We start from the raw sequence: 22,958 nt of genomic DNA on the forward strand, positions 1-22,958 counted from the left end.
AATCCGGTCTTTAAATTCTGGATTGCTTCGCTTCGCTCGCAATGACGGCTCAAGAACAGAATCGGTTTGCCCGAAAACCGCTGCGCACTTTTCGGTCGGAGGCTCTAGATATCCCGCCCCTCGACCTCGCTGCGCAGCTTCTCGACGATGGACTGGATCTCGGGCTGATGCGGATTGAGCGCCAGCGCTTTCAGAAATGATTCGAGCGCGCGCTTGTCGAGGCCTTGCTTCTCCAGGATGAAGCCGAGCGCGACTAGCGCCGAGAATTGCCGCGGCTCCAGCTTCAGCACGTGCTGAAGATCGTCCGTTGCTCCGGCGAGATCGCCGCCAAGCAGGCGCGTGCCGGCGCGTTTGCTCCAGGCTGCGGCCCAATCCGGCGCCAGGGCGACGACCTTGTCGTAAAGCGCCAGAGCCAACGGCAGATGGCCTTCCTGTTGTGCCACCGTCGCGCGCTGCATCAACAGGCTCGCCGTATCGGAATCCGATTGCATCCAGACGTTTTCGATCGCCGCGGAGATGCCGTTCGCCTCATCGGGGTCGCTCGCGACGGCAAGCCGTTTGAACAAGGCGTCAAGAGTCTCTGCGCGCAAGGCGGCATGGGTCGGTTGCGGCGCCATGGCGCGTTTCAGCGCCTCGGCACGCGCGGCGGTAGCCTTGGCGGCGCGCGTCGCCGCATCTTCCGGCGGCAGCTGCTGTGGCAATTGGTGATGCGGGGCAAGCGAGCCATCGCCGAATTGCGAGGGCTGGCTAAGACCCTCCCCCGGCCCGATAGGCAGCTCGCGTCCGTCCGAACCGAAAATATGGACGCCGGGCGGCAGCCGCATGGCCGGCATACCGGGCAGCTTCAGGACTTCGCCCGACGAGCCATCGGGCCATGCCGGCGAATCATCATCGCCTGCGGCAACGGGACCGATCGCGAAAAGCGGCAGACCCGCGGCGGCGAGAAGCGTCAGCCAGGAAGTGACACGCAGGCGCATCGGCGCAAATTAGAGCAGCGCCGGTGAATGTCAAAATGCGTCAGGGGATTATCGGCGGGAAAGGTCAGCCCTGCCGTGCCTTATAGCGCTTCTGCACCTTGTTGATGATGTAGACGCGGCCCTTGCGGCGCACCAATTGGTTGGCGCGATGACGCTTGCGCAGGGATTTCAAAGAATTACGGACTTTCATGACCTCAGCCTAGCAAATCGCGCCGACGGCAGGGCCGGCAAAATCGGGATTTCGGGAGCGCCTGTTCAGACCTGATGGCGTCACGCCCGGCCGGCTCAAGCTAAAACGCGGCAGTGAAGAGACTCAATAAGTTAGAGCGGGATTCTTGCGAAAAACCGCTCACACTTTTTCGCATCCCGCTCTAAGGCCGCGCGTCGTGGCGGTGCTATGCCCGATTTCCCCGAGGCAATCAACCCCTGGGGACAGTTTGACGGATCAGCTTTGGGGTTAAGCCTGGGCCCCGGCCGGTGCCTTGAAGGGAATGCCCTTCTCCGTCAATGTCGCGAACAATTCACCCGACTGGAACAATTCGCGCAAAATGTCGGCCCCGCCGACAAACTCGCCCTTGAGATAGACCTGCGGAATCGTCGGCCAGTTCGAGAAACTCTTGATGCCCTGGCGCAATTCATCGGTCTCAAGGCAGTTCACGCCCTTAAAATCGACCTCGATAAAGCGCAGGATCTGGGTTGCCTGATGCGAGAAGCCGCATTGCGGGAAATCCGGCGTGCCCTTCATGAACAGGACGACATCGTTATTGTCGACAATCGACTGAAGCTGTTCGTTGATATTCGGCATGGTCCGTCCTTTTCGTTGATCGCTGCCCCGGAAGCCCTCCGGCTCCTCGGAAATCCGGCGTAAATCCCTATTTCGGCGCGAAGGTCTGCAGTTGCAAGGCGTGGAGCGCACCGCCCATGTGGCTGCCGAGCGCCTTGTAGACGAGCTGATGCTGCTGGAGCTTCGATTTTCCGGCGAACTCCTTCGAGACGACCGTCGCCGCCCAATGATCCCCGTCATCGGCCAAGGCGCGCATCTCGATCTTGGCGTCGGGGATTCCCTGCTTGATCAGGGATTCGATCTCGGCCGCAGGCATCGGCATCAGATATGTTCCTCCAGAACGAGTTGGCCCTGCATGTAGTCCGGCAACCAAGTTTCGTGCCGCTGGCGCAGGTCCGAAAGCAATATGGCGGCGGCCCCCGGAATGGTCAACGTATCCCCGCCCGTGGTGCCAAGCCTCTGGCAGGGGATGCCCCGCGCGTTTGCCCCCGCGGCGATGCTGGCAGCCGTCTCAGGCTGGCTGGTCAGCAGATAGCGGCCCTGATCCTCGCCAAAGAGGAAGGCGTGCAAGGGCACTTCCGGCGCGGCCTCGATTGTCGCGCCAAGGCCGCCAGCCAGGGCCATCTCCGCCAGAGCGACGCCAAGGCCGCCCTCGGAGAGATCATGCGCCGCGGTCACCTGCCCTGCACGGACGAGGCCGCGGACGAAATCGCCCGCCTTTCGCTCCGCCGCGAGATCGACCGGCGGCGGCGCGCCATCCTCACGGCCGCAAATCTCACGCAGATAGGCGGACTGGCCGAGCCAGCCTTGCGTCTCGCCAAGCAGCAGGATAATTTCGCCCGGCTGTTTGAAGCCGATCGACGCCGTCTTCGTGACATCATCGATAAGCCCGACGCCGCCGATTGCCGGCGTCGGTAGGATCGCGCCCTCGGGGCTCTCGTTGTAGAGCGAGACATTGCCGGAGACGATGGGGAAATCGAGCGCCTTGCAGGCCGCGGCCAAACCTTCGACCGCGGCGACGAACTGGCCCATCGCCTCAGGCTTTTCGGGATTACCGAAATTGAGATTGTCGGTGCAGGCGAGCGGCAACGCACCGACGGCGCAGAGATTGCGCCAAGCTTCGGCCACGGCCTGTTTGCCGCCCTCGAAGGGATCGGCGCCGCAATAATTCTCGTTCACGTCGGTCGTCAGCGCCAGCCCCTTCGGCCCGTCGCCAAGGCGGATCACAGCCGCGTCGCCGCCCGGCGCCTGCACGGTGTTGCCGAGGATGAGATGATCGTATTGCTCATAGACCCAGCGCTTCGACGCAAGGTTCGCGCTGCCGATAAGGCACAGCAGCGCATCGGCGTTGGAATTCGGCGCGGGAACATCCTGCGGCTTGATGATGGCCTGCTTGGGCGTCGGCGCATGCGGGCGGTCGTAGCGCGGCGCTTCGTCGCCCAGCTCCTTGATCGGCAGATCGGCTTTCACCTCGCCCTTGTGCTTGACGACGAAGCGCAGATCGTCGGTCGTGCGGCCGATGATGGCGAAGTCGAGCCCCCATTTGCGGAAGATCGCCTCGGCCTGCTGCTCCTTGCCCGGCGCGAGGACCATGAGCATCCGCTCCTGGCTTTCCGACAGAAGCATTTCATAGGCCGTCATGCCCGGCTCGCGGCAGGGTACGGCGTCGAGATCGAGCAGGATGCCAAGATCGCCCTTGGCGCCCATTTCGACCGCGGAGGAGGTGAGCCCCGCCGCGCCCATGTCCTGAATGGCGATGACGGCGCCCGATTTCATCAGTTCGAGGCAGGCTTCGAGCAGCAGCTTTTCGGCGAAGGGATCGCCGATCTGCACCGCCGGACGGCTCTCCTGCGAATTTTCATCGAAGGCGGCCGACGCCATGGTCGCGCCGTGGATGCCATCACGGCCGGTTTTGGAGCCGAGATAGACGATCGGGTTCCCGACGCCGGTCGCCTTGGCGTAAAAGATCGCGTCCTTCTCGGCGATGCCGACGGCCATCGCATTGACGAGGATGTTGCCGTCATAGGCGCGGTTGAAGCGCGTCGAGCCGCCGACGGTCGGCACGCCGAAACTATTGCCGTAGCTGCCGATGCCGGCGACGACACCGCCGACGAGATGGCGGGTCAGCAGGTGCTCGGGCGATCCGAAGCGCAACAGGTCAAGGCAGGCGACCGGCCGCGCGCCCATGGTGAACACATCGCGCAGAATGCCGCCGACGCCCGTCGCCGCGCCCTGAAACGGCTCGATATAAGATGGATGGTTGTGGCTCTCCATCTTGAAGACGCAGGCGAGCCCATCGCCGATATCGATGACGCCGGCATTCTCGCCCGGCCCCTGGATGACCCACGGCGCACTGGTCGGCAATTTGCGCAGATGCAGACGCGAGGATTTGTAGGAACAATGCTCGTTCCACATGGCCGAGAAAATGCCGAGTTCGGTGAAGCTCGGCACCCGGCCGATGAGCGCGACGAGGCGCGCGTATTCGTCCGGCTTCAGGCCATGTGCGGCAACGAGTTCGGGCGTGATTGCGGGTTCGCTCATGCGCGCTTCTTAGAGAGGAATAGGAACGGCGTAAACATGGACAGGGCCGTTGCGGTCATTGCGAGGAGCGTCTGCGACGAAGCAATCCAGAAGGGCTCCTGGATTGCTTCGCTTCGCTCGCAATGACGACACGGCTGCATCGGCTTATTCCTCGCCCAGCGTCCCGGACTCCTGCATCGCCAGAAAAATCTTGTTCTGGAAACTGTTGTCGGCGCCGTCGGCGAGATAGCCGGCATTGGCGGCGATCGCCTCGCAGATCGCGGCGACCCAAGGATGCTCGGCCTTGGCGAAATTGCCCAGGACATAATCATGCACACGCGCCTTGTCACCCGGATGGCCGATGCCGATCCGCACGCGACGGTAGTCGTTGCCGATATGCTCGGTGATCGAGCGCAGGCCGTTGTGCCCGGCATTGCCGCCGCCAATCTTCACCCGGAGCTGGCCCGGTGCGAGATCGAGTTCGTCATGGAAGACGATGATGTCGGCGAGATCGATTTTGTAATAGCGCGACGCCTCGCCGACGGCGCGGCCGGACTCGTTCATGAAGGTTTCGGGCTTCAAAAGGATGATCCGCTCGACGCCGATGGCACCCTCGCTCGTCTGGCTCTGAAAGCGGGTACGGAACGGCGCAAACGGATGGCGGCCGGCGATGGCGTCGACGGCCATGAAGCCGATATTGTGGCGCTGCCCGGCATAGGCGCGGCCGGGATTGCCGAGACCGACGAAAAGCTTCATGCGGGAAACCCGGGCAAAAAGAGACCGGGCGGCCTGAGCCGCCCGGCAATCCGGATTACTTCTTCGGCTTGGCCGCAGCCGCAGCCTTGGCATCCGGCGTAGCGCCGGCAGCCGGAGCCGCACCACCTGCCGCGGGCGCAGTCGTCGCCGCGGCAGCCGCCGGCGTCTCGATGACGGCGATCGGCGGCGCAATGGTCGCGATGGTGAAATCATGCTGCGTATCGACCGGACGGACGCCGGCCGGCAGCGTGATTGCCGAAATATGCACCGACTCGGCGATATCGAGCTGGCCGACATCGACCGTGATCGCCTCGGGAATGGCGTCGGCCGGAACCTTCAGCTCGATCGAATGGCGCACGATGTTGAGCGTGCCGCCCTTCTTGATGCCGGGGCTGATGTCCTGATTGATGAAATGCACCGGGATGGCGACGCGCAGCGTCGAACCGGCTTTCAGCCGCAGGAAATCGACGTGCACGGGCCGGTCGTTGATGCGGTCAAGCTGATAGTCGCGCGGAATGACCCGCTCCTTGCCGCCCTCGACATCGATCTCATAGATCGTCGTCAGAAAATGCCCGGCATAGATGTGCTTGTTGACTTCACGCCAATCGAGCGAAATTGCCTGGGCGGGGTCACCGCCGCCATAAATGACTGCGGGAATACGGCCCTCACGGCGAACGCTGCGGGCGGCCCCCTTGCCGCCTGCGCTGCGCACCGTGGCCGCGAGCGTCTTTGTCTCGGCCATAGTGGTATCCTTATCTGAGAAGGCGGCCCTCGCCTCCAGGGGTGTCGGAAACGGACCGCGGGCGCCTTATAGGGGGCCAAGAGCTTGAGGGCAAGCCGGCCGGCCAGCCGTGATCACCACGAATAGCGCACGCCCAGGGCACCACGGATGCCCTCGCGCCGGCCGCCGGCGGTATCGCCCACGCCAAACTCATAATCGCCATTGGCGAAGACGCCAAAATCCTCGTTGATCTTCACCGTAAGGCCACCGCCCGCCTCGACCCGCTCGTCCTGCTCCTCCAGCGGAACCTGATCGACCGTCGCATAGGTCGTCAGCACATTGCCGCCCCAGTCACGCCAGAAGTTCACCCGCAGATAGGGTTGCCAGATCTGCCCCTGAACGGTCTCGAAGCTCCATCTGCCACGCAGGCCGAGGCGGCCGGTGACGCCATTTGTCGTTCCCAGCGCCACTTCGCCAGATTCGTCGCTCGCATCATCGAATTCGACATGCTGGCCGATGATCTGGCCCTGCGGCTCAAGCGCGAAGCCCGGCCCGAGCATGGGGATCGCAAAGGGATAACCCGCCTCGAGTGACCCGATCACGCCATAGCCCTGCGTCGGCAGCGACGCATATTGCGTGGTCGCCTCGCCATCGTAACGGGTCGCCTGAATCACGCTGTCGATATACCAGCCGCCCGGCCCGTAATGCGTCCAATAGGCGCCGGCTGACAGGCCGCTGAGGTCGACACGCCCGGTATGTTCGAGGACATAATTCGTCGCAGTCGCATTGGTGACGAGGCCGTCCACGTCAACATTTGCGTCGGCGTAGCTGAAATACAGCCCCGCCGCGTCGCGGTGCCCCGGCGCGAGAGCGCCGCGCCAGAGATCGACCCCGGCCTGCATCCCGAGAATCTGGCCGGACGTTCTGGGATCGGCATAAGCGAGATAATGGTCCTCGATCCGCTCACCGAAAACCCGCGCCCAGACCGGAGGCCGCCAGCCGTTGCCGGTGCAATCGAGCGCCCATTGCGAAAGAGGCGACGCCGCGTTGCGCGCCGCGCGCGCTCTATCCGGAGTGCAGGATCCGATGTCATCGAGCAGCGTATCGCCAATGCGATCATGCAGCGTGCCGAGGGTGAGAAGCCCTAACTGCCGGGCGACAGGCTGCACAACGCCATAGGTCGCGATCTCCGGCCCGATGATGGGATAGGTGCCGGGCGGCAGCGTCGACGGCGGCGGGTCCGGCGGCAGCACGTCCGTCGGAGGAAAGGTGGGGGTCACGGGTATCGGCGGCCCCGGCTCGATTGGCGGCGTAATCGGTTGGATCGGCGGCGTCGGCGTGACCGGCGGCGGCGGTGGTGGCGTCGGCGGTGGTGGAGGCTCCACCGGCGGCGGCGTAGGCGGACCCGGCGGCGTGGGCGGCGGCTCCGGTGGAGGTATCGGGGGCGGCTCCGGCTGCTCTGGGGTGATCGGCGGCGGGACGACCACCGGCGGCGGCTCCGGCTGCCCCGGAGTGACGGGCGGAGGCTCCACCGGCGGCGTCGGTGGTGGCTCCCCCGGTTGGGGCACGACAAAAGACGAACGCAAGTACCAACTCTCCGGGTCGCTACCGCCGAGGCCGCCCTGGAACAGATCATAATCGAAAGCACCGGCGCGCAATTCGCCACCGCTGAGATAGAAGGCGTCGCTCGCCGTCGCGGCGCCGTTGATCGCGGAGACGACCAGAATGCCGTTGTCGTATGTCTGCTCGCCCGGACCGCCGGCATTGGCAATCTGAAGTGCCGTCGAGCCTGTCGCCGTGCCGCCGTCGATGACGAGGAGGTCGGACGGCGCGCCATCGGTGCCGAGATAGGTATTGAGTTCGATCAGGCCGTTCGCGCCGACATAATTATTGGCCGTCAGCGTCTTGAAGCTCGCTTGCTGCGTCGGATCGCCGGTCGGCTGCGAGTAGATGATCGTGCTCGTATCGTTGGTCAGGTCGGTGACATTGGAATTGCCCGTCATGACCCAGGTAGTCTGATCGTGCAGCGTCACATCGCTGGTGCTACCGGCAGCCGTGATCATCGTACCCTGAAGAATCGAACTTCCCGCATCGAAAATCGTGAGGCCTGCCGCGCCGCGCGTATCGAGGACAATGCCGTTATTGACAGTCGCAGTCGTGCCGGTCAGCGCGATATCGGCGGTCGCGTTGTTCACATCGAACGATGCGCCCGTCGCGCTCACCGTGACATCGTTGAGCTGCGCCGTATTGAGGATGCCGGCATTGCCTTCGACATAAAATCCGTCGGAGCCGGCGCCCGCGGTCGATACGCTGCCGCCGTCCATTGTAATGGTGCCGCCATTCAGCAGATGACCGCCCGGCGTACCGGCACCGCCTGTGTAGATGGCGCTGTCCTGCGTCAGTGCGATTGTCGCGCCACTGGAAGCCTCGACGCCGGCGCCAGTTCCGTTGCGAACATCCACGAGAACGCCATTCGCCGAGATTTTGCTTCCGACGCCGCTCGCGACCAGACCTTTTTCGCCGGAGCCAAGGCTATAGACCGAGACGCTGCCGCTGTTCAGCGTGATATTGGCGCCGTTCGTGGCCTGCGCACCGATTTCGTTATCGACATGCGACGGATTGTTCGCATCTTCCATGCTCACAACCACATTGTTCGCCGTGATCGCGCTGGCTCCGCCGGTGCTGTCAGCCGAAAGTCCTATGTTGTTGCCGCCCACACTATACATGCTGACCGCTGCATCGCTGAGCGTGATCGTGCCGCCATGTGTCGCCAGCGCGCCGAAGTCATTACCGCCTTGCAACGACGTAGGAGTGCCAAGACTGATTGTCGTGCCGCTGACGCTGATTGCGCCGCCGTTGTCCGCCTACAACGCGGTATTGCCGCCGGCATTGCCGCCGATGGCGAGCGCGCCGCCGGTCAGGAACACCTGGCCGTTCGTCGTCGCATGCACGCCGACATCCTGACCGCCGGTCGGAAAGGTGATGGTCAGGTCATGCGCTCTGATGATGCCTGAATTATCGGCCTGCAGAAAAACTGACCCGCCGCCGCTGCTGGCGGCTGGATTGGTAATCGTCGACCCGCTTCCGGTGGCATTGCCGGCGCTGTCGGTATCGAGATCGATCTCGCTCCCAGATCCGGTGGCCCAGACGACCGGATGCGCCGCCCCGCCACTCGGCGTCGTATAGATCGTCATATTGCTGCCGCTGATCACGCCGCCGTTTGTCGCCAATATCTGCGTCGGCCCCGGCATTGGATAAAAGCCCGGCGGCTGCAGCACCTGACCGCTGGGAATCGTGCAGGAGCCGCCGCTCTGGCTCACCGTGCTTGGCTGGCTCGATTGATTGACGGCGACTGTACAGGTTTGCGCCTGGGCTATGCTGGCGCCGCCGGCTACAATGAATGTCGCCGCGATTACGTAACGTAAATTGACAAAGCAAGTTGCGCGGCAAACTGCACGGAGACCATGCCGTTGCAAAAAGAAATCGCACTTTGAACAATGTGGCTTATGGAAAAGCAAATTGATCATACACTTAGCCCCCCGGCTATAGCGTGACCACGATGATGCGAATCGTGACAGCGATCGTTAAGAAGATAATTCGAAACTGCTGCGATCGTCGCGCATGACGTGCATCGAAATATCTTTTCCCGCGCGATGAGACATCTTTGCAACGAGAATTTCATGGATGCCGCGCGTCACGCGCAAATCACCAATAGCGACGTTCACGTTCCGCGTGGCTTCGCCCGCGTGGTCGGCACTGCTTTGGCCGGATCGTCGGGCCAGAGATGGCGCGGATAGCGGCCCTTCATTTCCGTCTTCACCGCTGCCCAGGAACCGCGCCAGAAGCCCGGCAGATCGCGCGTGATCTGCACGGGCCGGTGCGCCGGCGACAGCAGTTCGAGCGTCAACGGCACCGTGCCCTTGGCCAGCGCCGGATGCTGCTCGAGCCCATAAAATTCCTGCACGCGCGCCGAGACGAGTGGTCCGTTCTCCGCCGCATAGTCAACGGCGATGCGCGAACCCGCCGGCGTTTCGAAATGCGTCGGCGCTTCCGCATCAAGCCGCCTCTGCATGTCGTAAGGCAGCAGCGCCTGCAGCGCCGCCTCAAGATCGGCCGCTTTGATCTCGTCGAGGCTGGTCTTGCCGCCGAGGAACGGGGCGAGCCAATCGGCGGCGCCGGCTTGCAAAGCCGCGTCCGACAGATCGGGCCAGGACGCCTCGCCCTCGCTCGCGCGCAAAAAATTCACCCGGTCCCGCCATTGCGCCAAAGCCTTGCTCCACGGCAGGCGCGCAAAGCTCGAGGCGGCGATACCTTCGGCCAGAATCTTGGCCGCGTCGGGATGTTCCGCCGCGCTCAGCGTCTGCTCGGTCAGAACGAGCGCGCCGAGCCGGCGCTGGCGCCGCGCGATGATCTTTTCGCGCGCGGAATCATATTGCGCATCCTCCCGCGTCACGATCTCCGGGCCAGCCACGGCCTCGATCTCCGCGAGCGTGAGAGGCGCAGCGAGCAGGATGCGCGCGGCAGCCGCGCGGCCGGAGATTTCGCCGACAGCCAGATAGGCTTCGCGTGCAAGTACATCATGCGGTTCGAGTGCGGCGGCGCGGCCGTTCGCCATCAGGAATTCGCCGGGCTTGCCGCGCGCCTTGGCGATGCGATCCGGGAAAGCCGCCGCAAGATGGCGGCCGGCTTCCGACGCGGCGGCCGCGCCGTCGCCGCCGACCTGTTTCAGCAAGCTGGCGATAAGGCGGCGCGCATCCTCGGCGCGCGACGAACGCTCGCGGCGCAAGCGTTCGATGCGGGTGACGAGATCGACATCATCACCGCCAAGATTGCGCTCGGTCAGCAGCACCGCGACCTCCGCCGCAAGCCGCGCTTCACCGATCTCCTTTGCCGCGACGAGCATACGGGCGAGACGCGGCGGCAGCGCGACGGCGCGCATATCGCGGCCCATATCGGTCAAGGCGCCTGTCGCATCGATCGCCTCAAGCTCGCTCAGCAGCGCGCGCGCCTCCTTCATCGCCGGTTCGGGCGGCAGATCGAGAAAGCGCAGATCGCGAGCCGGCTCGCGCGCGCCCCAGGCAATGCAATCGAGCAGAAAGCCGGAGAGATCCGAATTGAGAATTTCCGGCGCGGAAAAAGCTTCGAATGCGCCATTGGCCGCCTCGTGCCAGAGGCGGTAGCAAACGCCGGGTTCCGTGCGCCCCGCGCGGCCGCGGCGCTGATCGGCAGCGGCGCGGGAAATGCGCACCGTCTCTAGCCGCGTCAGGCCGCGATCCGGTTCATAGCGCGGCACACGAGCGAGGCCGCAATCGATCACGACGCGCACACCTTCGATCGTCAGTGAGGTTTCGGCAATCGAAGTGGCGAGCACAATCTTGCGCGTGCCGGCCGGCGTCGGCGCGATCGCCTTTTCCTGGGCTGTTCGGTCGAGTGCGGCATAGAGCGGCGCGACTTCAATCGCTGGATCGCGGATCGCCTCCTGTAACAGAGCAGCGAGCCGCGTGATCTCGCCCTGGCCGGGGAGAAAGACGAGGATCGAGCCTTTCTCTTCCGCCAGCGCCTTGCGCACCGCGCGGGCGAGTGCGGCCTCGATCCTTTCCTGCGGGTCGCGGCCAAGATAGACGGTCTCGACCGGAAAAGCGCGGCCCTCGGCCGCGATCACCGGCACATCGGCGCCGAGCAGGCTTGCGACCCGCGCGCCGTCAAGAGTCGCCGACATGACCAGAAGCCGCAAATCCGGCCGCAGATGCGCCCGACTGTCGAGCGCCAACGCGAGGCCGAAATCGGCATCGAGCGAACGCTCGTGAAACTCGTCGAAGATGACGGCGGCGACGCCATCAAGGCTGGGGTCGTCCAGAATCATCCGGGCGAAAACACCTTCCGTCACCACCTCGATCCGGGTTTTCGCCGAAGTGCGGGACATAAGCCGCATCCGCAGGCCGATCGTCTCGCCGAGACTCTCTTTTAGCAATGCAGCCATGCGCTCGGCGGCGGCGCGCGCGGCCAGCCGGCGCGGCTCAAGGAGAACGATCTTCTTTCCCCGCGCCCATCCGGCCTCGCGCAGCGCCAGCGGCACGATGGTCGTCTTGCCGGCGCCCGGCGGCGCGACCAGAACAGCGGCGGTCCTGCCCTCGAACGCGGCAGATAGCTGCGGCAGGATCACAAAAACCGGGAGCTTGGCCTGGGAATTATGCATGAAGCTGAATTGGCAGGAGAAGCACCACTCGGCAAGACTCTGGACCCATCACGCTTGGCGTGGACCCCTTGCAACGACCGCGAAGATAACAGCCGCCAACCGAACCCGTTTGACGATTCCGCTTCTCGTTACCGAGGGAAAGCGTTATATGCCGCCGCCGACCGCGCTCAACCAACCGGTCGCTCCGCCGCTTGGCATCCAACTTGCCGATATCGCAAGAACCGAATGCCACCGCCGGATTGAGGATTTCTTGAATGATGCCGACCGCGCAAGATAAGGCCGCCGATCCGGCCGCCTGCGGGCCAGTCGTTCCTTCCAGCGGACATTCAGAGAAAAAGGCAAGCACCGCGGCGCTGGCCCTCGGCTCTATCGGCGTCGTCTACGGCGACATCGGCACCAGCCCGCTCTACGCGCTGCGGGAATCGATCATTCATAGCGACAGGTCGACGGGGCTGACGGAACACAACGTCACCGGGACCGTCTCGCTTCTGCTTTGGGCTTTGTTTTTCATCGTCACCGCGAAGTACGTGCTGTTTCTGATGCGCGCCGACAACAAGGGCGAAGGCGGCACGCTTTCGCTGATGGCGCTGGCTCAATCGGCCTTCGGCCGCCGGGCGGCGCCGATCTTCTTTCTGGGCGTCGCGGGAGCGGCGCTGTTTTCCGGCGACGCGATCATCACCCCTGCGATTTCGGTTCTCTCGGCGCTTGAAGGCCTGCAGGTCGGCACGCCGCTTTTCAGCGATTACGTGATCCCCTTGACGATCGTCGTGCTGATTTCCGTCTTCGCCGTTCAGCGCCACGGGACGGCGAAGGTTGCGACCTTTTTCGGTCCGGTCATGGCGATCTTCTTCGTTATCATCGCCGTGCTCGGGGCAATTCACATCCCGGATGCGCCGCGCATTCTGCGCGCCTTCAATCCGTTTGTCGGCATTGCCTTCCTTATCGATCACGGTTTTATCGGCTTTCTCGTCCTCGGCTCGGTCTTCCTGGCGGTCACCGGCGCGGAAGCGCTCTACGCCGATATGGGCCATTTCGGCCGCCGTCCGATCCAGCTCGCGTGGCTTTTCTTCGTGCTGCCGGCGCTGACGCTCAACTACCTGGGTCAAGGCGCTCTCATTCTCGCCAACCATGCCGCGATCGAGAACCCGTTCTATTTTCTCGCGCCGCGTTGGGCGCTGCTGCCACTCGTGATTCTGGCGACGGCCGCCACAGTCATCGCCTGTCAGGCGGTGATTACCGGCGCCTTCTCGCTTACCCGGCAGGCGATCCAGCTTGGTTTGCTGCCGCGCATGGAGATTCAGCACAAATCCGAAACGCAGGAAGGGCAGATCTTCATTCCGAAGGTCAACCGCATCCTGCTCATCGGCGTGCTCCTGCTCGTTCTCATGTTCAGGAGCTCAAGCTCCCTTGCCTCGGCCTATGGCATCGCGGTCTCCGGCACGATGGTGGTGACGACCGCGCTCGCCTTCGTAGTGGTCTGGCGGAAGTGGAACTGGCCGCTCTGGCGCGCGCTCGCCTTCGTCTCCTTCTTCCTGTTGGTCGATTTCGCCTTCTTCGCCGCCAACCTCGTAAAGATCATCGACGGCGGCTGGGTGCCGCTGATGATCGCCTCCTTCACGATGATCGTGATGTGGACCTTCGTGCGCGGCAATACGTTGCTCGCGGAAAAAATGCAGCGCGATTCGATCCCGTTGCGCGAATTGATCCCGATGCTGGAGAAATCCAAACCGACGCGCGTACCCGGCACGGCGATCTTTCTCACCAATCAATTGACCTCGGCACCCTCGGCACTCCTGCACAACATCAAGCACAACAAGGTGCTGCACGAGCATGTCTGGCTCATGTCTGTGCGCACCGAGGACACGCCACGCGTGCCCGCCGCCAAACGCTACGAGATCGAGAAGCTCTCGCCGGATTTCACCACTGTCACCCTGCATTTCGGCTATATGGAAAGCCCGCGCATCCCCGCCGCGCTGGCGCTGCTGCGCAAGTCGGGCCATAAATTCGATATTATGACGACATCGTTCTTCCTTGGGCGGCGGACGATCAAGGCCTCTATCAACTCCGGCATGCCGGGCTGGCAGGATAATCTCTTCATCGCTCTATCCAAACAGGCGATCGACGCGACGGAATTCTTCTCCATCCCCTCCGACCGCGTCGTCGAACTCGGCGCTCAAGTCGCGATCTGACAAATCTTTATTTCGCTGCGGCGGCCCGCGCAAAGCTCTGCATAGCGGGCAGCGCGCTTTCCGATCGCCCGGAATCGGCGATCGATAAGAAAACGTGCTAAATAAAAAAAGCTGGAGCGTGTTCTGACCGGAAAAGTCATGCAACTTTTCCGGAACACGCTCTGGCGCCCCGTGCATCGCGGAGGCGGGGCTGCTAAGCTCCGCCGATGCAAGACCGCGCCCAAAACCGCGCCCAAGACCGCGCCCTGGTCTCCGATCCCGCCGCCGGCAAGATCACGCCGATGATGGTGCAATATATCGAGATCAAGGCCGCCAATCCGGATTGCCTTCTGTTTTACCGGATGGGCGATTTCTACGAGATGTTCTTCGAGGATGCGGAGGTCGCCTCGCGCGCGCTCGGCATCGTGCTGACGCATCGGGGCAAGCACTTCGGCCGTGATATTCCGATGTGCGGCGTGCCGATCCACCGCGCCGACGAATATCTGGCGCGGCTCATTGCGCTCGGCCATCGCGTCGCGGTCTGCGAGCAGATCGAAGACCCGGCGGAAGCCCGCAAACGCGGCAGCCAGGCGGTCGTGCGCCGCGATGTCGCGCGGCTCGTCACACCCGGCACGATCACCGAGGAAAGCCTGCTGGAGCCGGCGCGGGCGAATTACCTCCTTGCGATTACGCGCGTGCTCCGCGGCGGCAAGTCGACTTTCGGTCTCGCGAGCGTCGATATTTCGACCGGCGCATTTTCGGTGATGGAAGTCGAAAGCGCCGCGCTGAGCGCGGAGATTGCCCGCATCGGCGCCGCCGAGATTGTCGCGCCCGAGGCGCTCGCCGACGATCAGGACTTCGCCCGCCTCGTCACTGACATGGGCATTCCGCTCTCGCCTGTCGGACGCCTGCTCGATGACCCCGCCGCGGCGGCGCAGCGCTTGCGCGATTATTTCGGCCTCGCCACGCTCGACGGTCTCGGCACTCTCTCGCCGGCCGAGACTGGTGCGGCGGCGCTCGTCGTCTTCTACATCGAGCGCACGCAGCGCGGCGCGCGCCCGGCGCTCAGCCTGCCGACGCTCATGCGCTTCGATGCGCATATGGAGATCGACGCTGCCACTCGCGCCAATCTCGAATTGACGCAAACGCTGTCCGGCCGTCGTGACGGCGCCCTGCTCGCCGCCATCGACCGGACCGTGACACCCGGCGGCGGCCGATTGCTTGCCGAGCGGCTCTCCGGGCCGCTGACCGATGAAGCAGCGATCCGGCGCCGGCTCGACGCCGTCGCTTTTCTCCGCGACGACCGCGACTTGCGCAGCGATCTGCGCGACTGCCTGAAAGCGGCGCCCGATCTGGCGCGGCCTCTCTCGCGCCTTGCCTTGCAGCGCAGCGGGCCGCGCGATCTCGCCGCGATCCGCGATGCCTTGCGCGCGGCAGAGGCCATCGCCGCGCGTCTCGACACGGTCGCGGCTCTTCCCGACGATTTAAAAGATGCCGCGCGCAAGGCCGCGAGCGCGGACCCCACCATCGCGACGCGGCTCGCCGATGCGCTAGCGACCGATTTGCCGCTGAAAACGCGTGACGGCGATTTCGTGCGCGTCGGATTCGATTCCGATCTCGACGCGCTGCGGCGGCTGCGCGACGACAGCCGCAAGGTCATCGCCGAATTGCAGGCGCGCTATGCGGCGCTCGCCGAGATCAAGCAGCTCAAGCTCAAACACAATAATTTCCTCGGTTTCTTCATCGAAGTGCCGCAGGCGCATGGCGAGAAACTGCTGAAACCGCCGTTCAACGCCACCTTCGTGCATCGCCAGACGATGACCGATGCGATGCGCTTCTCCACCACCGAACTCGCCGAAATCGAAAGCAAGATGTCCTCCGCCGCCGATCAGGCGCTGGTGCGGGAGATGGGCATTTTCGATGCGCTCGCGGCGCAGATTCTGGCAGCCGAAGGCGCGCTCAAAACCGTGGCCGAGGCGCTCGCCGCCCTCGACGTCGCGGCAGCGCTGGCCGAGATTGCCGAGGCGCGTGAGTGGACACGGCCGGAGATCGACAATTCGCTCGATTTCACCATCGAAGCGGGCCGCCATCCGGTCGTCGAGGCGGCGCTCGCCCGCGACGGCAAGCCTTTCGTCGCCAACGATTGCGAACTTTCCGGCAAAGGCGACGGGCCGGGCCTCATCGCCATCATCACCGGCCCGAACATGGCCGGCAAATCGACCTATCTGCGGCAGAACGCGCTGATTGCCATGCTGGCGCAGATGGGCTCCTTCGTGCCCGCAAAGCGTTGCCGGATCGGCATTGTGGACCGGCTGTTTTCGCGCGTCGGCGCGGCCGACGATCTGGCACGCGGGCGCTCAACCTTCATGGTCGAAATGGTCGAGACGGCGGCGATCCTCAACCAGGCGGGCGAGCGCTCACTCGTCATCCTCGACGAGATCGGCCGCGGCACGGCGACGTTCGACGGCCTCGCCATCGCCTGGGCGGTGATGGAGCAACTCCATGCAAAGAACCGATCCCGTGCGTTGTTCGCGACGCATTTTCACGAATTGACACACCTCGCCAAACAGCTTTCGCGCGTCGTCAATCTCACCATGCGTGTGGCGGATTGGAAGGGCGATGTGGTCTTCCTGCACGAGATCGTGCCGGGCGCCGCCGACCGCTCCTATGGCATCCAGGTCGCCAAGCTCGCCGGCCTGCCGCCGGCGGTGGTGAAGCGCGCGCAGACCCTGCTCGCGGACTTTGAAGCCGGCGACCGGCGCAAGACCGTCAAGCCCGTCGCCGATCTGCCGCTCTTCGCGGCCGCGCCAGCCGCACCGAGCGACGTGGAGCGCGCGCTCGACGACATCGACCCGGACGAACTCTCGCCGCGCGAGGCGCAGGCGGCGCTCTTCAAGCTCAAGGCATTGCGGGAAAAAGACGGGTGAGGGCTACGACCCGTGCACCAGGCTGCTGATGATCTTCGAGGTGTAATCGACCATCGGCACGATGCGGGCGTAATTGAGCCGTGTCGGCCCGATGACGCCGAGCACGCCGACAACGCGCTGCTGCTCATCGCGGAACGGCGCCGCGATCATCGATGAGCCGGAAAGCGAGAAGAGCTTGTTCTCCGAGCCGATGAAGATGCGCACGCCTTCGCCCCCCTCGGCGCGGCTGAGCAGGTCGATCACGTCCTTCTGCGTTTCGAGATCGGCGAAGAGCAGGCGGATACGCTCCAGATCCTCGAGCGCGGTGAGATTTTCGAGCAGATTGGCCTGGCCGCGCACGATGAGCTGCTGGCCCTGGCTGCTCGTATCGACCCAGCTCGCAAGGCCCGCCGCGACAAGCCGCGCGGTCAATTCGCCAAGCTCCGCTTCCGCGGCGGCGTGTCCGGCCTCGACCTCGGCCTTGGCCTCGGTGAGCGTGCGTCCGGCGATGCGGACATTGAGATAATTGCCCGCTTCGATCAGCGCCGAAGCCGGCAAATCGCGCGGCGTCTGGACGATGCGGTTTTCGATGGAGCCGTCGGCTGCCACGAGCACCGCCAGCGCCCTGTCCAGGTCGAGGCGGACAAACTCGACATGTTTGAGGCGCGCGTTCTCCTTGGTCGTGACGACCACGCCGGCGCTGCGCGTGAGGCCGGAGAGCATGCTCATCGCATCGCTCAGCACCGCCTCGAAGGCATGTTCCTTAGACGAGGCGCGCACCTGCGCCTCGATCTGCGCGCGCTCCGGCTGGCCAATGTCACCAATCTCCAGCATCGCATCGACGAAGAAGCGCAGCCCGCGCTCCGTCGGCAGGCGGCCGGCGCTGATATGCGGCGCATAGATCAGTCCCAGCTCTTCCAAATCCTGCATCACATTGCGGACCGAAGCCGGAGAGAGCGCAATCGGCAGAAGCCGCGCGAGCTGGCGCGAGCCGACCGGGCCACCATAGGTCAGGTAGGATTCGACGATATGGCGGAAAATCTCGCGCGAGCGCTCGTTGAGCTGGCTGAAGCCGCCCGATTCCGGCGAAATCGTCCTGCGCGAAGGGTCAAAACGCTCGGTCATAGACTGTGATCCGCTCCCGGCATGAGGGGATTTTCCAATCCCACCAATAACATGGCTGGCCGGGCGCGCGGATGCAAGCCGCCCGCGCGGCGTCAGGCCCGGGAAAGATTGTTGCGATTCACTCGGGCACCGCTTGGGAGCGAAGGCTTTCTCATGGCACCGGCATTGGCCGAAGCGAAGATCGACGGGTGCGAAGACGCCCGCGCCAAGGCGCTGCTGCAAATGGCGGTGACGGAGGCCCTTGCCTGCTTCGCCGCAGGCGCCACGGCCAAAGCCTGCGCCCATCTCGACGAGGTGCAGCATCTCGCCGCCGCCAGCGATACGGCCAGCTACGTTTTTGGCCTGTTCTATTTCAACACCGGCGATTGGACTTTGGCGCTCTCCTGGTTCGAGCGCGCCCTCAGCCTCAATCCTCGCCATCCCGACGCGGGAAAAGGCCGTGCCGTCGCTTTGCAAAGACTCGGCCGGATCGGCGAGGCGCTCAGCGCCTTCGAGGCCGCGGCGCGCGACCATCCCGCCGACGCCGAAGCCGTGCATATGAGCGGCGTCATCCTGCAAAGCCTCGGCAGGACCGATGCGGCGCTGGCCGCCTATGATCGCGCCCTGCGGATCAATCCGGATTATTGCGACGCGCTGGTCAATCGCGGCGCGTTGTTCGAACAGGCGGGACAAATCGAAGAAGCGCTCGCCTCTTTCGATCGCGTCATCGCGCTGCGGCCGCAGGATGCAGTCAATTATTTCAATCGCGGCTGCGTGCTGCAGAAGGCGAACCGCTTCGAAGCGGCGCTGACCGATCACGCGGCGGCGACGCGGCTTGATCCCGCGCACCCCGAAAACGAGGTCAACCGCGGCAATGTCCTGCAGAAGCTCGGCCGCCACGCCGAGGCGCTCGCCTGCTACGACGCGGCATTGCAGATGCGGCCGCATTATCCGCAAGCCCATTACAATCGCGGCATCGCCCGGCAAAAACTCGGCCGCCCTGTCGAGGCGATCGAGGATTTCGATGCCGCGCTGACGCAAAAGCCGGCCTACCCCGAAGCGCTCTGCAATCGCGGCAATGCGCTCAGCGAGCTGGGGCGCCTCACTGAGGCCGTCGCGTCCTACGAACAGGCGTTGACGTTACGGCCCCACTTCCGTCAGGCGCAGATCAACCGCGCCAATGTGCTGTTCGCGCTCGGGCGGCCGGAGCTTGCCCGCGCTGCGGCAGCCGAGATTCTGGCGCAGGAGCCGAACCACGCGCAGGCTTTGTGCATCAGCGGCGCCGCGCAGCAAAGGCTCGGCGATCTCGATGCCGCGCTGGTCTTTCTCGACCGCGCCGTCGCGGTCCGCCCGGACTTTGCCGAAGCCTGGCTCAATCGCGGCAATGTTCTGCAAGAGCAGGACAAGCTCGAAGACGCGCTTGCGAGCTACGACACGGCGTTGGCGCTGCGCCCCGCCTACCCCGAGGTTCTGTCGAGCCGGGGCGTTGCGCTCAAGGAACTCGGCCGTCTCGACGAAGCCCGGGCGGCTTTCGACACGGCCTTGCACTTGAAGCCCAACTATCCCGATGCGCGTAACAATCGCGCCGGCGCTTTGCTGCTCGCAGGCGATCTCGTGCAGGGTTTCGCAGCCTTCGAGAGCCGCTGGGAGCGCGGCGATGCGCCGCCGAAGACGCTGATTTCGCCCTTGCCGCATTGGCGTGGCGAGCCGCTCGAAGGGCGCCGCATTCTCGTCTGGGATGAACAGGGGCTCGGCGATCTCATCCAGTTCTGCCGCTACCTGCCGCTGCTCGCCGCGCGCGGCGCGGACGTCACCTTGTTCGGCCGCAAATCGATGTTTCGCCTGCTTTCGACGCTGCCATCGCCACCGCATTTCGTTGACGCAGGCGGGGTGCCCGAGGGCTTCGATTATCAAAGCGCCTTGATGAGCCTGCCGTTCGCCTTCGGGACATCGCTCGCGAGCGTACCGGCGGATGTGCCCTATCTCCATGCCGAGCCGGCGCGGATCGCTGCCTGGGCGGAACGGATCGGTCGGCACGGTTTCCGCATCGGCATCTGCCGGCACGGCAACATGAAGATCAACCTGAAGCGAAATATACCGCTCACCGGTTTCGCCGGATTGGCGGCGATCCCCGGCGTGCGCCTGATCAATCTGATGAAAGAGCCGGAGTCCGAGGCCGCCGGCTTCGCGCTCGAATCTTTCGGTCCCGATCTCGACGCCGGCCCCGACGCCTTTCTCGACACCGCGGCGGTGATGGCCAATTGCGATCTGATCGTCACCTCCGACACGTCGATCGCGCATCTCGCCGGGGCGCTCGGCCAGCCGGTCTTTCTCGCGCTGCGCCACGCGCCGGATTGGCGCTGGCTCGCCACGGGCACACGTTCCCCCTGGTATCCGACAATGCGGCTGTTCCGACAGACGCAGCGGGGCGATTGGACGCCGGTCTTCGCCGAAATTGTGGACGCCGTGCAGGTGCAGATTACTGCGCGCGCCGGCCTTAGCTGTTCACCGCGAGTCGCCGCACGGGGGTGAGAACGCTCGTGATCTTGTCGGCGAGTTCGGCGCGCGTGAACGGCTTCGGCAGAACCTGGATGCCAAGGACGAAGCGGCAGCGATCGATCGTTGTATCCTGCACATAGCCGGTGGTGAGCAGAACTTTCAGTTCCGGACGCAGTTTCAGCGCTTCTTCCGCAAGCTCCGCGCCGGTAACGCCCGGCAGACCGACATCGCTGAAGAGCAGGGTCAATTCTGTGCCACCGCGCAGGATCTCCAAAGCCTGAGCCGCATTTTCCGTAACCCGGACCTCGAAACCGAGATCGCGGAGAATTTCGGCGGAATAGGTCCGCACTTCGGCATCGTCCTCGACCACGAGGACTGTGCCGGCCGGCCCCGGCAGCAAGGCCCGCTCCGCCAGCGGCTCGGATTCGACCAGCACATCCTCGGACTGGGCGCGTGGCAAATAGAGTCTGACCGTTGTTCCGCTGCTGGGTATGCTCTCGATGCGGACATGGCCGCCGGTCTGTTTCACGAAGCCATAGACCTGGCTGAGCCCTAGGCCAGTCCCCTGCCCCGTCGGCTTCGTCGAAAAGAACGGCTCGAACACCCGATCGAGAATCTCCCTGTCGATGCCTTTGCCGGTATCCTCGATCGAGAGGAGGACATAGTCGCCCGGCGTGATTTCAGGATCCTCAATCTCGGTCCGCGCGGCGAAAGCGCAATTGCTGGCGGTGATCGTCAGCCGGCCGCGTCCCTCCATCGCGTCGCGGGCGTTGATCGCAATATTGAGGATCGCATTGTCGAGCTGGTTGAGGTCGGCAAAAGCCGGCCAGAGGCCGGGCGCGATGGTGGTGACGATCTCGATGTTTTCGCCGAGTGTCCGGGCCAGCAAGTCCGACATCGAGGCAAGGATCGTCTCGATCCTGGCGCCGCGCGGCTCAAGCGGCTGGCGGCGCGAAAAGACCAATAGCCTCTGCGTCAGCACGGCGCCGCGTCTGGCCGCATCGAAAGCGTTGGTCGCCCAGCGATGCAGCCGCGCTTCGCCCTTCTCGGTATGGCGCTTCAGCATCTCGAGATTGCCGAGCACGGCGGTGAGCAGATTGTTGAAGTCGTGCGCGATGCCGCCGGTGAGCTGGCCGATCGATTCGAGCTTTTGCGCCTGGCGCAATTGCGCCTCCGCGCGCTCGCGCTCCGCCACAGCCTTGCTGCGCTCGCGGTCCGCCGCCATCAGCGCTTCATAGGTATTGAAATGGCGGATGAGCAGCCAAAGCACGAAGCTGATCGCAAAGGCGAAAAGCACGGCGCCGGCGGCGATGAGAAACCGTGCCTGACGCCAGTCGGCGAGGATATGATCCTTGAGCCGCGAAATGTTCACGACGAGCGGAAATTCATCGACGCTGATTGTCGCGACGATACGCTCGGGGCCATCGATCGCATGGGCTGAATCATAGGTGACGGGCGTGCCCGGCTGGAGGATGCCGGTGAACGACTTGATCTTGTAGACCTCGCCGACGCGCCCAGCGGCCGGATAGCGGGCAAGCATGGTTCCGTCGCTGCGCCACAGGCTGACCGCGCCGTAATCGCCGATCTGCAATGTCTTGTAGAGCTGTTCGAAATAATTGAGATCGATCGCCGCGGCGACGACGCCGAGGAAATGGCCGGACGCATCGTCGACACGGCGTGCGAGATAGATCGACCAGCTCTTGGTGTCCTCATTGTACGACGGCAGGCTGAGATAGGAGCCGCTGATCTCCACGTCGCGCAGGACGGTAAAATAGTCGCGGCCCGACAGATCGGACTCCGGCGCGGGATAGACTTTGGTCGTGCAGATCAGCTTGCCGTCGGGCCCGATGAGGCTCACGTCATGTATCTGCGGGATGCCGACGATGCGCGACTTGAGCAGCAGATACATTTCGACGCTGGCGCGCTTGCGCATGATGTCCTGCGGCTTGGTGATGCCGCCGAGCGTCAGATCGTCCTGCAAGCTTGAAAGGACGAGATCGACGCTCTGCATCGTGCGTTCGGTCTCCTGTGACAACAGGAGATCAAGCGCCATCAACTCGCGCCGCGCCTCGGCGACATCCCGGACCCGGAATTCGCGGATCGACAAGGCTGCGCCCGTCGCCGCGAGGGCAACGAGCAGAATGCCAAATACCACGATCATGGGCTTTGGCTGAAAGAACGAACGGCGCGAGCCGTCCGGGCGCGAGCGGCCTTTTGAAAGCAAAGGCTTTTCCGTTTCCGCTGATCCTAAATCGGCCCCCCGACGGCGCGAGGCGCGATCGGAAGCTCAGGTTAACAGGACCGCAGCGGAAGAAAACCCACTCTGC

General features: G+C 64.2%; 16 protein-coding genes. 4 read left to right on the plus strand and 12 right to left on the minus strand.

The window, feature by feature from the left end:
• Positions 1-104: 104 nt before the first annotated feature.
• The 10 genes from CWB41_RS01435 to hrpB all read right to left on the minus strand — a co-directional run bounded on the left by CWB41_RS01435 (position 105) and on the right by hrpB (position 11,954).
• The gene (locus tag CWB41_RS01435; protein ID WP_115835753.1) at positions 105-977 is read right to left on the minus strand and encodes a hypothetical protein; all 873 of its coding nucleotides are present in this window, start codon (positions 975-977) and stop codon (positions 105-107) included.
• A 64-nt stretch (positions 978-1,041) separates the two neighbouring features.
• A complete protein-coding gene (ykgO, locus tag CWB41_RS01440; protein ID WP_115835752.1) occupies positions 1,042-1,167 on the minus strand; it encodes a type B 50S ribosomal protein L36 in 126 nt (41 codons plus the stop codon).
• 267 nt (positions 1,168-1,434) lie between these two features.
• Positions 1,435-1,782, minus strand: a complete 348-nt coding sequence (gene grxD, locus CWB41_RS01445) for a Grx4 family monothiol glutaredoxin (protein ID WP_115835751.1) — start codon at positions 1,780-1,782, stop codon at positions 1,435-1,437.
• A gap of 67 nt (positions 1,783-1,849) precedes the next feature.
• Complete coding sequence (locus CWB41_RS01450; RefSeq protein WP_115835750.1) at positions 1,850-2,083, minus strand: BolA family protein; 234 nt, start codon at positions 2,081-2,083, stop codon at positions 1,850-1,852.
• Positions 2,083-4,302, minus strand: coding sequence for a phosphoribosylformylglycinamidine synthase subunit PurL (purL, locus tag CWB41_RS01455; RefSeq protein ID WP_115835749.1), 2,220 nt, complete (start codon positions 4,300-4,302; stop codon positions 2,083-2,085). Before purL ends, CWB41_RS01450 begins: the two co-directional genes overlap by 1 nt.
• Positions 4,303-4,446: 144 nt before the next feature.
• On the minus strand, positions 4,447-5,037 hold the full coding sequence (gene pth / locus CWB41_RS01460; protein ID WP_115835748.1) for an aminoacyl-tRNA hydrolase: 591 nt from the start codon (positions 5,035-5,037) through the stop codon (positions 4,447-4,449).
• Between the two features lie 55 nt (positions 5,038-5,092).
• On the minus strand, positions 5,093-5,779 hold the full coding sequence (locus CWB41_RS01465; RefSeq protein ID WP_115835747.1) for a 50S ribosomal protein L25/general stress protein Ctc: 687 nt from the start codon (positions 5,777-5,779) through the stop codon (positions 5,093-5,095).
• A 113-nt stretch (positions 5,780-5,892) separates the two neighbouring features.
• Positions 5,893-8,559 (minus strand): autotransporter family protein, encoded by a 2,667-nt coding sequence (locus CWB41_RS01470; RefSeq protein WP_115835746.1) that lies wholly within the window; start codon positions 8,557-8,559, stop codon positions 5,893-5,895.
• Between the two features lie 63 nt (positions 8,560-8,622).
• The gene (locus CWB41_RS01475; RefSeq protein ID WP_129396371.1) at positions 8,623-9,078 is read right to left on the minus strand and encodes a hypothetical protein; all 456 of its coding nucleotides are present in this window, start codon (positions 9,076-9,078) and stop codon (positions 8,623-8,625) included.
• Between the two features lie 401 nt (positions 9,079-9,479).
• Positions 9,480-11,954 (minus strand): ATP-dependent helicase HrpB, encoded by a 2,475-nt coding sequence (hrpB, locus tag CWB41_RS01480; RefSeq protein WP_115835744.1) that lies wholly within the window; start codon positions 11,952-11,954, stop codon positions 9,480-9,482.
• Here hrpB and CWB41_RS01485 point away from each other — a divergent pair.
• The 3 genes from CWB41_RS01485 (at position 11,953) to mutS (ending at position 17,049) form a co-directional block, all read left to right on the plus strand.
• On the plus strand, positions 11,953-12,231 hold the full coding sequence (locus CWB41_RS01485) for a hypothetical protein (RefSeq protein ID WP_115835743.1): 279 nt from the start codon (positions 11,953-11,955) through the stop codon (positions 12,229-12,231). The two genes, hrpB and CWB41_RS01485, sit on opposite strands and share 2 nt — an antisense overlap.
• Positions 12,212-14,143 carry a potassium transporter Kup gene (locus CWB41_RS01490; RefSeq protein WP_115836343.1) on the plus strand — a complete coding sequence of 644 codons (1,932 nt, stop codon included), beginning with the start codon at positions 12,212-12,214 and terminating at the stop codon, positions 14,141-14,143. Before CWB41_RS01485 ends, CWB41_RS01490 begins: the two co-directional genes overlap by 20 nt.
• A 206-nt stretch (positions 14,144-14,349) precedes the next feature.
• On the plus strand, positions 14,350-17,049 hold the full coding sequence (gene mutS, locus CWB41_RS01495) for a DNA mismatch repair protein MutS (RefSeq protein ID WP_115835742.1): 2,700 nt from the start codon (positions 14,350-14,352) through the stop codon (positions 17,047-17,049).
• 3 nt (positions 17,050-17,052) lie between these two features.
• On the opposite strand, the gene hrcA is transcribed toward mutS, so the two are convergent.
• Entirely contained in the window at positions 17,053-18,153 is a 1,101-nt protein-coding gene (gene hrcA / locus CWB41_RS01500) for a heat-inducible transcriptional repressor HrcA (RefSeq protein WP_115835741.1), read from the minus strand.
• Between the two features lie 153 nt (positions 18,154-18,306).
• Between hrcA and CWB41_RS01505 the strand changes: the two genes are divergently transcribed.
• Positions 18,307-20,664: a tetratricopeptide repeat protein gene (locus CWB41_RS01505; RefSeq protein WP_165203910.1), complete on the plus strand. Its 2,358-nt coding sequence runs from the start codon at positions 18,307-18,309 to the stop codon at positions 20,662-20,664.
• On the opposite strand, the gene CWB41_RS01510 is transcribed toward CWB41_RS01505, so the two are convergent.
• Positions 20,630-22,792 (minus strand): hybrid sensor histidine kinase/response regulator, encoded by a 2,163-nt coding sequence (locus CWB41_RS01510; RefSeq protein ID WP_129396372.1) that lies wholly within the window; start codon positions 22,790-22,792, stop codon positions 20,630-20,632. The genes CWB41_RS01505 and CWB41_RS01510 overlap by 35 nt on opposite strands.
• Between the last annotated feature and the right edge of the window lie 166 nt (positions 22,793-22,958).

Source organism: Methylovirgula ligni (assembly GCF_004135935.1).
GTDB lineage: Bacteria > Pseudomonadota > Alphaproteobacteria > Rhizobiales > Beijerinckiaceae > Methylovirgula > Methylovirgula ligni.

Excerpts from the sequence above, each read along its gene's own strand:
- hrcA (WP_115835741.1), bottom strand. The coding sequence starts at position 18,153 with ATGACCGAGCGTTTTGACCCTTCGCGCAGGACGATTTCGCCGGAATCG.
- CWB41_RS01435 (WP_115835753.1), bottom strand. The coding sequence starts at position 977 with ATGCGCCTGCGTGTCACTTCCTGGCTGACGCTTCTCGCCGCCGCGGGT.
- mutS (WP_115835742.1), top strand. The coding sequence starts at position 14,350 with ATGCAAGACCGCGCCCAAAACCGCGCCCAAGACCGCGCCCTGGTCTCC.
- pth (WP_115835748.1), bottom strand. The coding sequence starts at position 5,037 with ATGAAGCTTTTCGTCGGTCTCGGCAATCCCGGCCGCGCCTATGCCGGG.
- grxD (WP_115835751.1), bottom strand. The coding sequence starts at position 1,782 with ATGCCGAATATCAACGAACAGCTTCAGTCGATTGTCGACAATAACGAT.
- CWB41_RS01505 (WP_165203910.1), top strand. The coding sequence starts at position 18,307 with ATGGCACCGGCATTGGCCGAAGCGAAGATCGACGGGTGCGAAGACGCC.
- CWB41_RS01485 (WP_115835743.1), top strand. The coding sequence starts at position 11,953 with ATGAAGCTGAATTGGCAGGAGAAGCACCACTCGGCAAGACTCTGGACC.
- CWB41_RS01490 (WP_115836343.1), top strand. The coding sequence starts at position 12,212 with ATGCCGACCGCGCAAGATAAGGCCGCCGATCCGGCCGCCTGCGGGCCA.
- CWB41_RS01465 (WP_115835747.1), bottom strand. The coding sequence starts at position 5,779 with ATGGCCGAGACAAAGACGCTCGCGGCCACGGTGCGCAGCGCAGGCGGC.
- CWB41_RS01510 (WP_129396372.1), bottom strand. The coding sequence starts at position 22,792 with ATGATCGTGGTATTTGGCATTCTGCTCGTTGCCCTCGCGGCGACGGGC.
- purL (WP_115835749.1), bottom strand. The coding sequence starts at position 4,302 with ATGAGCGAACCCGCAATCACGCCCGAACTCGTTGCCGCACATGGCCTG.
- hrpB (WP_115835744.1), bottom strand. The coding sequence starts at position 11,954 with ATGCATAATTCCCAGGCCAAGCTCCCGGTTTTTGTGATCCTGCCGCAG.
- ykgO (WP_115835752.1), bottom strand. The coding sequence starts at position 1,167 with ATGAAAGTCCGTAATTCTTTGAAATCCCTGCGCAAGCGTCATCGCGCC.
- CWB41_RS01450 (WP_115835750.1), bottom strand. The coding sequence starts at position 2,083 with ATGCCGATGCCTGCGGCCGAGATCGAATCCCTGATCAAGCAGGGAATC.